The organism is Methylocystis silviterrae, assembly GCF_013350005.1.
Classification (GTDB): Bacteria; Pseudomonadota; Alphaproteobacteria; order Rhizobiales; family Beijerinckiaceae; genus Methylocystis; species Methylocystis silviterrae.
This window is the reverse complement of record NZ_JABVWW010000007.1, coordinates 102,502-114,899: the sequence shown is the minus strand read 5'-3', so window position 1 is coordinate 114,899 and position 12,398 is coordinate 102,502. Positions and strand designations below refer to the sequence as shown.

Genomic DNA, 12,398 nt, shown 5'->3' with positions numbered 1-12,398 from the left:
AATGATCGCCGCGGCCAAGCCAAAACGCGTTTTTTAAATTCAGTGCGCGACGCTGACGGCTACGAAGACTCCAGTCAAGAGAAGCTCGCGCAAGCAGTCGGTCAGTTTGAAATCCATCGCGACGGCGGTCGCCGCATTCACGGCTTCGCCGAATGTTCCTCCGCTCCTAAGCGCATCCACGAAATCCGATCCGCCGGAAGGAAGCGGTGACACGCTGATCGCCAGCTCAGGACGAACGACGAGCGCCTCTTCGCCGCGGTCCAATTCCAGCGGCTTCATCTTTTCATCTGACATATGCCGCCGCCAGATCGAAACGATCGGATAGGCGGACGCTACGACCTGCGTCGAGGGATGCAGAACAGCCGTTGCGCTCTCCAATCGATCGAGCGGCAGGGCGCGGATCAATTCCAACGGTAGCGGCGCGGCGTCAGCGGCGTGATAGGCTGCGCCCACGGCATACTCGAGCCGCGCGACGTCCGGAAGGTAAGGAAGTTCGCGCGCCGGCTTGAAATTCGAGACGAATGTCGCAAACGCGTCGCCATATTCGAAAAGCATCGGCGTGCGCGGAAGGCGTTCGCGCACATAGCATTGCGCCATGGCGCGGAAAAATTCATCGCCGACCAACTGTAAGCAAATTGGAAAGCGCTCCGCCAGCGCGTCGACCAGTCCGACGCACACATTGTTGCGATAGACGGCGAACCGTCGCTCTGGCCGAAAGCCGCCGGGGGTTTCGAGCTCGTTGGGCGGCGGCAGCTCTGGGTCGAGTAGGGCGCGGACAAATGCGCCTTGATCGAAGTCAGCCGAGATCGTCATGAAGCGCCTCCGATCTCAAGCTGTCTTCGACAGCACGCCGCCGCCTTCCAAGGAACGCCTCCGCTTGCGTGGCTTGCGCCAAGAGGGTCGGCCAGGAGGGAATGTTGTTGTCCCATTCGATTAGCGTCGCGACCGGTCCGCGTCGCGCCAGCGCGCGATCATAGAGGCGCCAAACCGCGTCAGGGACGGGCGCGCAATGCGCGTCGATCAGCAGAGGCGCGCCGACTTCATCGACATCGTCGGCATATCCGGCAAGATGAATCTCTTCGACATAGGACATTGGGAAGGCGTCGATATACTCATCCGCTGAGAAACCCAGGTTTGCTGCGCTGACATAGGCGTTGGTGACGTCGAGCAGCAGCCGGCAATCCGTGCGGCGCACGACCTCGCGCAGGAATTCGATCTCCGAATACTCCGAGGATTGGAACCGCAGATAGGCTGCTGGGTTTTCGAGGAGGATCGGCCGGCCGAGCGCCTCCTGGATTTCATCCACATGAGCGACGACATGCGCCAACGTTGTCGCGTTATAGGGCAGGGGCAGCAAGTCGTTCAGAAAGCGCGTTCCCTGCGTCGACCAGGCGAGATGTTCGGAGAACGCGGCCGGGTCATAGCGTTCGACAAGCGTCTTCAGACGGCCAAGATGCGCGCGATCGAGAGGCTCAGCGCCGCCGATCGACAGGCCGACGCCATGGATCGAGAGGGGCGAATCTCGGCGCAAAGGCATAAGCTGCGCGTGCGGAGTCCCGCCGGCGCCCATGTAATTCTCGGCGTGGATTTCGAAAAAACCGACATCGCGCGCCGAGGCTTCGATGTCGGGGAAATGCACGCTCTTGAAACCGACTCCAGCGCGAGCGGGCAGCGAGGACGCTGCGCGCTCGCGGCAATGTTCGGGGGCGGAACGCGCGCCCATGCCTGGCCTCAGTGCGAAATCGGCTCGAGACTGCCCTTGCCCTTGGGCGTTACGATAGACGTGCACGTGCCCTTCGGAACATATTTCCATGCGTCGCCTTGATAATTGGTCTTTGACGTTCCTGCGCAGCTGGTTCCCGGGCCCGCCGCGCAATCATTCTTGCCCTTCAAGGAGACGCCGAAGCACTTTTCTTGGTCGTTCGCGGCCTTAGCCGTTTCAGCCAGAGCGACGGCCGTCGCGAAGGCGCCCGCGATCGCAATCGCGGCGCAAAGCTTCTTGTCTGACATTCTGATCTCCCTCTGCTTGCGTCCGATTCATCCATAAACGGCGATCGGTTGAAATCTGACGTATTCGGCGCGCAATTCAAGTCGACCGTTCGCCGTCTCATGGGTCAATTTCGTCGCGACGGCGTCAAAGGTTACAGTCTGCGTTCCTCTGCACAAGCAAGTCAGGTGAGATGGCGCGCCGACGCTTGATCGATTAAAACGAGCGTTAGCGGACTCCCCGCTCCAGCGCAGAGTCGATAAGCGCGGCGCGCCATTCGTGACGATTGGACTTGCCGCGCTCGCATCGACGGCCCTGGCCGCGGCGGCCTCGCTGCTTTCCTTCAGACAGGACGCGGCAGTGTCGGTCTGCATCTGGCAGTTCGGCTCCGTCGTCCTGCTGACGGGAATAGCTTCGCTCTTTGGCCGAGCGCTCCTGCACTGGACGAGGCGCCACGAGTTGATCGCCTCTTTTAGCGCCTCGCCGCTGATCTTACGCTCCGGAAATTGAATAGCGGCGCGGAACGAACGAAGAAAACGCGACCGTCCGCGCCTGCCGCTGAACGCCTATGCTTCGTTCCGCAAGAGCCATCCAGCAAGCGGAGAGCGGATCATGCGAAATCTTGCAGCGCTATTGGCGAGGCGTTTGGTGCTTGCGAACGCTAAAGTCGACCTGCTCAGCGCCTATTGATGTGCTACGCCGTACTTTTAGGCGTCATGCTCGGGGCCGTGGCCGCCTGCAGGAGCATCGCGCTCGTCTCGTCAGCCGAGAATACTCTGGTGAGCCGATTGCGGCTCAGATGCCCTGCGGCGACGTCCGCGATCTCAATAGCCGCGGCGGTGGTTTCATCGGGCGCTTCGAAGAGCGCAAATCCGTCATATTCTGCGCCGGGCGTGTAATATAATCCGATGAGGCGGCCGCCGAAGTGCCTGAGAAGCGCTTCGGAAGCCGCGGCGCGGTCCTGGGGCGCCTTGACGAAGGTGGACCAAGCGGCAGGAGAATAGGCAAACTGCGCCAGGAACAAGGGCATGTTTTCGTCCTCCGTCCGGAGGCGGCAGTTTGCGCGTTTCGGCAATGCTTGGCAACGCGGGGCGGGGGAGACGCTGCGCAGCGCGATTTGCCTTCTGGGAGCGCCGCCCTTACGTCGTCCCTGCGTTATGCGCCGGTCAAGAACGGCCGGTTCAATGCGAACGTCAAAACCGGAGGTGAGATGCTGTTGGCTTTTGTGGCGGCGCGCGGCGGCGATGGTCACGGGAGAGTCGCAAGCGCATTGTTTAAAACGCTCGCGGCGTTGGTGTTTCTCGCCCAATCAGCAGTGGCGCGCGCAGAGGGTCCGGCCCCGGAAGTGGTGGTCTCCCGCCCGCTCGCGAGGACGATCCCGCGCTGGGACGAATATACAGGTCGTTTCGAGGCCTTAAAGCAGGTCGAGGTGCGCGCGCGCGTCTCCGGCGCTCTGGAGAAGATCAATTTCACCGATGGGCAGTTCGTCAAAGCTGGCGACGTCCTCTTCGTCATCGATCAGCGGCCGTATCAGATCGCGGTCGACAGCGCGCGTGCGGAGCTCACTCGGGCGCAGGCGCAAGCCGTGGCGTCGACCCGCGATTATGCCCGCGCGCAGGAGATGACGCAGGGCCGCACCATCACCGCGCGCGACGTCGATCAGCGCAAAGCGAGCAATGATATCGCCAAGGCCCAGGTTTTGAGCGCCGAAGCCGCGCTTCGCAACGCGGAACTCAATCTGGAATGGACGCAGGTCCGCGCGCCGATCGCCGGACGCGTGTCGGACCGTCGCGTCGATTCGGGCAATCTCGTTCAGGGCGGACAGGCGGATGCGACATTGCTCACGACGATCGTGACGCTCGATCCCATCCACTTCATCTTCGACGCCTCCGAGGCCGACTACATTCGCTATGCGCGCTCAGCGGAGCGTCCGAAAGAGACCTCGCGCGAGTTCAAAAATCGCGTCTCGGTGCGGCTTGCTGACGAGACCGAGTGGACCCGCAGCGGCGTCATGGACTTCATGGACAATCAGCTCAATAGGCGCTCCGGCACGATCCGTGGCCGCGCCGTCTTCGACAACAAGGACTATTTTCTGACGCCCGGCACGTTTGGTCGCCTGCGCCTGTTCGGCGGCGACGTCTCCGCGCTGCTCATTCCCGATGCTTCCGTCGTCTCCGATCAGACGAGCAAGACCGTGCTTGTCGTGTCGGACGACAACAAGGTCATCGCCAAATCCGTGAGTCTTGGCCCCATTCACAATGGTCTGCGCGTGATCCAATCCGGCCTCGACGCGAAGGATCGGATCGTGATCGGCGGGCTCGCAAATCCGATGGTTCGATCCGGCGCGACCGTTCAGCCCAAGGAAGGCGAGATCAAGGAAGCGCCTGTCGCGGTTAGCGACCGATAGACGTCGAGATCAGGAACGCTATGCGCATTTCGCACTTCTTCATCGAGCGGCCGATCTTTGCGGCGGTGCTTTCCGTGCTTCTGACGCTTGCGGGAGCGATTGCTCAAGGCGCGCTTCCCGTCTCCGAATATCCGGAAATCGCGCCGCCGACAGTGAATATCAGCGCAACCTATCCCGGCGCGTCGGCGGACGTGATCGCCGAGACCGTGGCCTCGCCCATCGAGCAGGAGGTCAATGGCGTCGACGACATGCTCTACATCACGTCGCAATCGACGGGCGACGGACGCGTGTCGATCGACGTCGTGTTCAAGCCGGGCGTCAACATCGATCTCGCGCAGGTGCTCGTTCAGAACCGCGTCGCCATCGCCAATCCGCGGTTGCCGGAGGAGGTGACGCGCTTCGGCGTCGTGGTGAAGAAGGCCTCGCCGGATCTGATGATGGTCGTCCATCTGCTGTCGCCCGACGGCTCGCGCGACCAGCAATATATTTCGAACTACGCGACGCTCTACGTGAAGGACGCCATCGCCCGAATCGACGGGGTCGGCGACGCGCGCCTGTTTGGCGCGAGAGACTATTCGATGCGCGTCTGGCTCGATCCGGCGAAAGTCGAGGCGCGCGATCTGACGGCGGGCGACGTCATCGCCGCGCTGCGCGGCGCCAATCTGCAAGTCGCCGCCGGCGCGGTCAATCAGCCGCCAGCGGCCTCGGCGGGCGCCTTCCAGCTTTCGGTGCAGACTCTGGGACGGCTCAGCACGCCGGAGCAATTTGGCGACATCGTCATCCGCGCCGACGCCGATGGGCAGATTTACCTGCGCGACATCGCGCGCATCGAATTCGGCGCGCAGGACTATACGCTCAACGCCTATCTCAACCACGACGTTGCGACGGCGCTCGGCATCTTTCAGCGTCCCGGCTCGAACGCTTTGCAGACGGCCGAGGCCGTCAAGCAGGAGATGGAGCGGCTCAAGAAGAATTTCCCTGCCGGCGTCGATTACACGGTCGTCTACAATCCCACCGAATTCATCCAGCAGTCGGTGGACGAAGTCGTCCATACCCTGCTCGAGGCGATCGTCCTCGTCGTTCTCGTCGTCATCCTGTTCCTGCAGACGTGGCGCGCGGCGATCATTCCGGTGGCGGCGATCCCGGTGTCGCTGATCGGCAGCTTCGCCGTGATGACGGCCGCCGGCCTCAGCTTCAACACGCTCTCGCTCTTCGGCCTGGTGCTCGCCATCGGCATCGTCGTCGACGACGCGATTGTCGTCGTTGAGAATGTCGAGCGCTATCTCGCGCAAGGGCTCTCGCCCAAGGAAGCCGCGCACAAGACGATGGATGAAGTCGGCGGGGCGTTGATCGCGATTGCGCTCGTGCTCTGCGGCGTGTTCATCCCGACCGCCTTCATCAGCGGCTTGCAGGGCGCGTTCTATAAGCAATTCGCCATCACCATCGCGAGCGCCACGCTGATCTCAGCCTTTGTTTCGCTGACGCTGTCGCCGGCGCTGGCGGCGATGTTGTTGAAGCCGCATGATGTCGAGGAGGAAGAGAAGACGCATCGGCTGAGCTGGGCGCATGCGCCGCTGCGTCGCTTCTTCGACGCCTTCAACGCCGCGTTCGACAGGGTGTCGACGGCATATGGCGCGGCGACGGGCCGTCTCGTGCGGCTTGGCGTCGTCATGCTCGCCGTCTATGCGATCCTCATCTTTTTCGCCTTCGATCTACTGCGTCGAACGCCAACCGGCCTCATTCCGCAACTCGATCGCGGCTATGTGATCGCCGCTTTCCAATTGCCGCCCGGGGCGACGCTCGATCGCACCGACAAGGTGATGCGCGAAGCGACCGACATTATTTTGAAGCGCGCGGGCGTCAAGGATGCTGTCGTTTTCACCGGCTTTGACGGCGCGACATTCACCAATGCGCCGAACACCGGCGTGATCTTCGTCACGCTGGAGGCCTTCGAGGAACGTGCAAAGAAGGGGCTGTCCTCCGCGCAGATTCAAGCCGACCTTTACGGCCAACTGTCCAAACTGAATGACGCCTTCGTCTTCGTGCTGGCGCCGGCTTCGGTGCCCGGAATCGGCACCGGCGGCGGCCTCAAGGGCTATGTGCAGGATCGCGCCGGGCGCGGACTTCCTGCGCTCGAAAACGCGACATGGACGCTCGCGGGCGCGGCTGGTCAGTCGGGAGAATTCACGCAGGCGTTCACCCTGTTCAACACGCGCACGCCGCAGATCTTCGCCGACGTCGATCGCACGAAGGCCGAACTCATCGGCGTGCCGATCTCGCGCGTTTTCGAGACGCTCTCGGTCTATCTTGGCTCGACCTTCGTCAACGACTTCAATGTCCTTGGACGCACCTACCGCGTCATGGCGCAGGCCGATGATCCCTTTCGCCTGACGCTGCGCGACATCGCCAATCTGAAGACCCGCAGCGCTTCGGGCGCGATGGCGCCGATCGGCGCCGTCGCTGCGTTCCGCGACACGACGGGCGCGTTCCGCGTGCCGCGCTACAATCTCTATCCGGCCGCGGAGGTGCAGCTCAATCTCGCGCGCGGCGTCTCCTCCGGCCAGGGCATCGCGGCGGTCGAGAAGCTCGCGGCGGAGAAGCTGCCGCAAGGATTCGGCTTCGAATGGACGGAAATCGCCCTGCAGGAGAAGCTTGCCGGGAATACCGCCGCCATCGCGTTTGGCCTTGCGGTGGTTTTCGTCTTTCTGCTGCTCGCCGCGCTCTATGAGAGCCTGCTCCTGCCGGTTTCGGTGATCCTCATCGTGCCGATGTGCATTCTCGCGGCGATGCTCGGGGTCGTCTCAAGGGGGCTCGATCGCAACATATTGGTCGAGATTGGGCTCGTCGTGCTGATCGGCCTCGCGGCGAAGAACGCCATCCTCATCGTCGAATTCGCCAAGCAGGCTGAAGACGGTGGCCAGTCCAAATTCGACGCTGCCGTCACCGCCGCCCGCACGCGTCTTAGGCCCATTCTGATGACGTCGCTGGCGTTCATTCTCGGCGTGCTGCCGCTCGCCGTCGCGCAGGGCGCAGGCGCCGAAATGCGTCAGTCCATCGGCACGGCGGTGTTTTTCGGCATGCTCGGCGTGACGCTGTTCGGCCTCGCGTTCACGCCGACCTTCTATGTGGTCGTGCGCATTTTCGCGCGTTTTTTCCAGTCGGGGAGCGCCCGCGAGTCCACGCCGGCGGCTGCAAGGTCGGAAGGGAGTTTCGCGCAAGAGATCGGCTTGCAGGAAGCAAAAAAGATTGATCTGGGTCGAGCCAAGAGGTGGCTCGACGGCCTTCGGCGCAAGATTCAATGATCGAGCGCGGCGCAAAAGGCCGCGTTTGGCGCGTTACTTACTGGAAGTGGTCTTCGCGCAGCTTCGTGCTCTGCGTCGGGCCGAACTCGCGGCGGCAGGCGGGGCTCAGTCGCGCCACATTTTGGCTCAGGCAGGATTCGATTTCTTCGACGAAAGGAATGTCGGAACTGCAGAATCTCAGGGCGTCGCCCATGCAGTCGGAGCGTTCCTGCGACGTGCCCTGAGCGTAGGCGGGGGTCGCGGCGGCGAACGCCAAGAGAAACGAAAACGGAATGAGCTTACGCATGTTGATCCTTTCACACCTACGCGTCTGTAATGCGCAAACCTAAGCGTAGAACCGTTCTTGAGAAAAGCAAAGCGGGTTCAACTAAGCTTTTGTTGTTCATCGTAACTTCGCGATGGCGCTGGGATTTGCTCGACAAGGGCGGCGCGGGTGAGACGCAAGAGGTCGTCGAGCGAGGGATTGGACAGGGCGTCGCCTGACGGTTCGAAACGCACGACGGGATCGCGCGTGCAGAGCCGCAGACAATCGCGCGTCGTAATGATGAGACGGCCGGAAGCCAGCTCCTGCGAAAAGTCCTGCGCAAAAGACGTCTCGACCGACGCGAGCAGCGTGCGGCCTTTCCCTTCGGCGTCGCAGCGCGGGCCGACGCAGACGAGAAGACGAACGGGGGGAGCGTTCACGGGGGCGCTTAATAGATTGGGTGTTGCGCGCAGAGCGCCGCGACGTCTTTGCGGACAGCTTCGATCAACGCGTCATCCTTCGGATTTTTCAGCACGCGATCGATCCATCCCGCAATCCTTTCGAACTCGGCGGCGCCGAAGCCGCGCGTCGTTCCGGCGTTGCTCGAAAGGCGCAGGCCCGACGGCGCCTCGGGTGGACGCGGATCGAAGGGGATCATATTCTTGTTGACGGCGAGGCCGGCGCGCTCCAGCGCCTTGGCGGCGACATCGCCAGTCAAACCGCGCGCGGCAAGATCGACCAGCATCAAACCCATATCCGTGCCGCCGGTGACGATGCGCAGGCCGGCATCTTCAAGAGCGCGCGCCAGCGCCCGCGCATTGTCGATCACCGCACGGTTGTAGGCTGCAAATTCCGGACGCAAGGCTTCGCCAAGGCACGCCGCTTTGCCCGCTACGCCATGCAGCAGCACCGAGCCCTGCACGCCGGGGAATATGCCGGCGTTGATCCGGCCGCTCAGGCCTTCGTCGTTCCACAGAACCATGCCGCCGCGCGCGCCGCGCAGCGATTTGTACGTCGTCGTCGTCACGACATGCGCATGGGGGAGGGGATCAGGATAGAGGCCAGTCGCGACAAGGCCGGCGAAATGCGCCATGTCGACCAGGAAATAGGCGCCGACCTCATCGGCGATCGCGCGCATCGACGCGAAATCGATGGCGCGCGCATAGGCGGAGCCGCCGGCGATGATCATGCGCGGCCTTTCGCGCCGCGCGAGATCGCGCACCTCGTCGAGATCGATGCGTTCGGACTCGCGGCTGACGCCATAGGAGACGATTTTATAATCGCGCCCGGTCAAAGTCGCCGGATGGCCATGGCTGATGTGGCCGCCGGCGGCGACATTCATGGAGAGAATCGCATCGCCGAGCTTCAAGAGGCCGAGAAACACGCCGGCGTTGGCGTTGGAGCCGGAATGCGGCTGCACATTGGCGAAGCGGCATTTGAAAAGTTTCTTCGCACGTTCGATCGCGAGCGCTTCGATCGCGTCGGCGAATTCGGCTCCGCCGTAATAGCGCGCAAAGGGCAGGCCCTCGACGGTCTTGTTGGTGAGGATCGAGCCCTGCGCTTCAAGCACGAGCCGCGAGACGATGTTTTCGGAGGCGATGAGTTCGACGCCCTCTTGCTGCCGCCGCAACTCGCCGGCGATCGCCGCGGCGAGTTCGGGATCGGAGGAGAGGCCGATATCTATGTGTGGGCTATGCGCCGTCATGATTACTCAGTTCCGTGGCGCCGATACCTCTCTCGATCAATCCAACGCGAATGTCGTCGTCGTTGCGCGTAGTGTCAAACGCGAACTCTTTCGTACAATGATGGATTCGCCCGCAGGCGAATTGGGACAGAGAACGCATTATTTGCTCGCGCCGCGTTTGCCTAAGCAGTCCTCATGCTGAGGAGGCGCCTGCAAGGCGCCGTCTCGAAGCACGAGGGCTGCGCTAACAGTCGTTGGTTTCTGGAGGCGGCCCTCGTCCTTCGAGACGCGCGCATTGCGCGCTCCTCAGGATGAGGGCCTTTGGCTCACACATCCAAATTGGCGACGTTCAGCGCATTCTCCTGAATGAATTCGCGCCTCGGCTCCACGACATCGCCCATCAGCTTGACGAAAATATCGTCGGCCTCCGCCGCTTCCTTCACCTTCACCTGCAGCAGCGAACGCGCGTCGCGGTCGAGTGTCGTCTCCCAGAGTTGTTCGGCGTTCATCTCGCCAAGGCCTTTGTAGCGCTGGATCGTCAGGCCCTTGCGGCCGATCGAGTTCATCGCGTCGTAAAGCGCGAGCGGCCCGGAGAGCGGCGCCTCGTCGCCGCGCCGAATCAGAGTCGCCGGCGCGGCGAAGATTTCTCGAAGGCTCTCGGCGCGCTCATGCAGCTTGCGCGCCTCGCTGGAATTTAACAGCGATGCGTCGAGCGTCACCGCATGGGTCACGCCGCGCAACGTGCGCTTGAAGACATATTCGAGACTCTGCCCGCCGTCGCGCACCTCGCCCGTCCAGCCGCGTTCGGTCTCCTCCGATATCGCATCGAGGCGTCGCGAGATGTCGTCGGCGTAGCGCTTCGCCTCTGCTTCATCTGTCTGCGGCGTCAGATCGCCGGCCATCGCCGCCTGTTCGACGACGGCGCGGTCATAGCGCGAATGCAGGCTGAGCATCACATTGCGGAACGCGCGGGTATCTTCGAGCGTTTGACGCAGGTCGGCGCCGGCGCGATCTTCTGCGCCGGTGCGCAGCACGGCGCCGTCGAGCAGACTTTCGATCAGATAATCTTCAAGCGCGCGCTCGTCTTTCAGATATTGCGTCGACTTGCCGCGCATCACCTTGTAGAGCGGCGCCTGCGCGATGAAGATATGCCCGCGCTCGATCAGCTCCGGCATCTGCCGATAGAAGAAGGTCAGGATCAGCGTGCGGATATGGGCGCCGTCGACGTCGGCGTCCGTCATGATGATGATTTTGTGATAGCGCAGCTTGTCGACGTTGAACTCGTCGCGGCCGACGCCCGTGCCGAGCGCGGTGATCAGCGTGCCGATCTGTTCGGAGGACAGCATCTTGTCGAAACGCGCGCGCTCGACATTGAGGATCTTGCCGCGCAGCGGCAGCACCGCCTGGAATTCGCGATTACGGCCCTGCTTGGCCGTGCCGCCGGCGGAGTCGCCCTCGACGATGAACAGTTCGGCCTTGGCCGGATCGCGCTCCTGGCAATCGGCAAGCTTGCCTGGAAGATTGGCGACATCGAGCGCGCCTTTGCGGCGCGTCAGCTCGCGCGCCTTGCGCGCCGCTTCGCGCGCCGCCGCCGCTTCGCACACTTTGGAAACGACGGTCTTGGCTTCGGCCGGATGCTCCTCCAGCCACTGGCCGAGCAATTCGTTGACGATATTCTCGACGGCCGGGCGCACTTCCGAGGAGACGAGCTTGTCCTTCGTCTGCGAGGAGAATTTCGGGTCCGGCACTTTCACCGACAGAACGCAGGTCAGTCCCTCGCGGCAGTCATCGCCGGTAAGGTCGACTTTCTCGCGTTTGGCGACGCCCGAGGATTCGGCGTAGCCTGTGATCTGGCGCGTCAGCCCGCCGCGAAATCCAGCGAGATGCGCGCCGCCGTCACGCTGCGGAATGTTGTTGGTGAAGGCCAGCACATTTTCGTGGTAGCTGTCGTTCCACCACAGCGCGACTTCGACGTTGATTTGGTCGCGCTGACCGTGAATGAGGATCGGCGCCGAGACGAGCGGCGTCTTCGCGCGGTCGAGATAGCGCACGAAAGCCTCGAGCCCGCCCTCGTAATAAAGCTCTTCGCGCTTGACCTCGGCGTGTCGCGCGTCGGTCAAAACGATGCGCACGCCGGAATTCAAAAAGGCGAGTTCGCGAAGCCGATGCTCGATCGTCGCAAAGTCGAACTCGGTCATCGTGAAGGTCGCGGAGGACGGCAGAAACGTCACTTCGGTGCCGCGCTTGGGCGCGCCGTCGACGACCGGAGCGTCGCCCACGACGACGAGCGGCGCGACCGCGTCGCCATTGGCGAACTCGATTGCGTGTTCTTTGCCGTCGCGCCAGACGCGCAGCTTCAACCACACGGAGAGGGCGTTGACCACGGAGACGCCGACGCCGTGCAGACCGCCAGAAACCTTGTAGGAGTTCTGGTCGAACTTTCCGCCGGCGTGCAGCTGCGTCATGATCACTTCGGCCGCCGAGACGCCTTCCTCGTGATGGATGTCGGTCGGAATGCCGCGGCCATTATCGAAGACCGTACAGGAGCCGTCTGCGTTGAGCGTCACGTCGACATGGGTGGCATGGCCGGCGAGCGCCTCGTCGATCGCGTTGTCGACCACCTCGTAGACCATGTGGTGGAGGCCGGTGCCATCGTCCGTATCGCCGATATACATGCCGGGACGCTTGCGCACGGCGTCGAGGCCACGCAGCACCCTGATGGACCCTGCGCCATATTCCGCCGGGTCGTTCCGTTCGGTTTCTTCGCTCATTTG

General features: G+C 62.8%; 11 protein-coding genes. 3 read left to right on the top strand and 8 right to left on the bottom strand.

Annotation, left to right across the window (positions count from 1 at the left end; genetic code table 11):
• Positions 1 to 39 precede the first annotated feature (39 nt).
• From HUN39_RS10245 to HUN39_RS10235, 3 genes are read right to left on the bottom strand one after another with little or no spacing between them, the layout of a single operon-like run.
• Positions 40 to 813, bottom strand: a complete 774-nt coding sequence (locus HUN39_RS10245; RefSeq protein WP_175094419.1) for an HvfC/BufC N-terminal domain-containing protein — start codon at positions 811 to 813, stop codon at positions 40 to 42.
• Complete coding sequence (bufB, locus tag HUN39_RS10240) at positions 797 to 1,723, bottom strand: MNIO family bufferin maturase (protein WP_175094418.1); 927 nt, start codon at positions 1,721 to 1,723, stop codon at positions 797 to 799. Before bufB ends, HUN39_RS10245 begins: the two co-directional genes overlap by 17 nt.
• An 8-nt stretch (positions 1,724 to 1,731) precedes the next feature.
• Positions 1,732 to 2,010 (bottom strand): BufA1 family periplasmic bufferin-type metallophore, encoded by a 279-nt coding sequence (locus tag HUN39_RS10235; RefSeq protein ID WP_175094417.1) that lies wholly within the window; start codon positions 2,008 to 2,010, stop codon positions 1,732 to 1,734.
• Positions 2,011 to 2,266: 256 nt separating this feature from the next.
• Here HUN39_RS10235 and HUN39_RS10230 point away from each other — a divergent pair, with 256 nt between their 5' ends.
• Positions 2,267 to 2,497 (top strand): NrsF family protein, encoded by a 231-nt coding sequence (locus tag HUN39_RS10230; protein ID WP_332310748.1) that lies wholly within the window; start codon positions 2,267 to 2,269, stop codon positions 2,495 to 2,497.
• Between the two features lie 184 nt (positions 2,498 to 2,681).
• On the opposite strand, the gene HUN39_RS10225 is transcribed toward HUN39_RS10230, so the two are convergent.
• Positions 2,682 to 3,017 (bottom strand): GYD domain-containing protein, encoded by a 336-nt coding sequence (locus HUN39_RS10225; RefSeq protein ID WP_175094416.1) that lies wholly within the window; start codon positions 3,015 to 3,017, stop codon positions 2,682 to 2,684.
• Positions 3,018 to 3,197: 180 nt separating this feature from the next.
• Between HUN39_RS10225 and HUN39_RS10220 the strand changes: the two genes are divergently transcribed.
• Complete coding sequence (locus HUN39_RS10220; protein WP_175094415.1) at positions 3,198 to 4,394, top strand: efflux RND transporter periplasmic adaptor subunit; 1,197 nt, start codon at positions 3,198 to 3,200, stop codon at positions 4,392 to 4,394.
• A 20-nt stretch (positions 4,395 to 4,414) separates the two neighbouring features.
• Positions 4,415 to 7,696, top strand: coding sequence for an efflux RND transporter permease subunit (locus tag HUN39_RS10215; protein WP_175094414.1), 3,282 nt, complete (start codon positions 4,415 to 4,417; stop codon positions 7,694 to 7,696).
• Positions 7,697 to 7,733: 37 nt separating this feature from the next.
• Here the strand turns inward: HUN39_RS10215 and HUN39_RS10210 are convergent, their stop codons facing one another.
• The 4 genes from HUN39_RS10210 to gyrB form a co-directional block, all read right to left on the bottom strand.
• Positions 7,734 to 7,982: a hypothetical protein gene (locus tag HUN39_RS10210; RefSeq protein ID WP_175094413.1), complete on the bottom strand. Its 249-nt coding sequence runs from the start codon at positions 7,980 to 7,982 to the stop codon at positions 7,734 to 7,736.
• A 77-nt stretch (positions 7,983 to 8,059) separates the two neighbouring features.
• On the bottom strand, positions 8,060 to 8,380 hold the full coding sequence (locus HUN39_RS10205) for a (2Fe-2S) ferredoxin domain-containing protein (protein ID WP_332310747.1): 321 nt from the start codon (positions 8,378 to 8,380) through the stop codon (positions 8,060 to 8,062).
• An 8-nt stretch (positions 8,381 to 8,388) separates the two neighbouring features.
• A complete protein-coding gene (locus tag HUN39_RS10200) occupies positions 8,389 to 9,645 on the bottom strand; it encodes a serine hydroxymethyltransferase (protein WP_210266925.1) in 1,257 nt (418 codons plus the stop codon).
• Positions 9,646 to 9,950: 305 nt separating this feature from the next.
• Positions 9,951 to 12,395 (bottom strand): DNA topoisomerase (ATP-hydrolyzing) subunit B, encoded by a 2,445-nt coding sequence (gene gyrB, locus HUN39_RS10195; protein ID WP_175094412.1) that lies wholly within the window; start codon positions 12,393 to 12,395, stop codon positions 9,951 to 9,953.
• Positions 12,396 to 12,398: the final 3 nt, after the last annotated feature.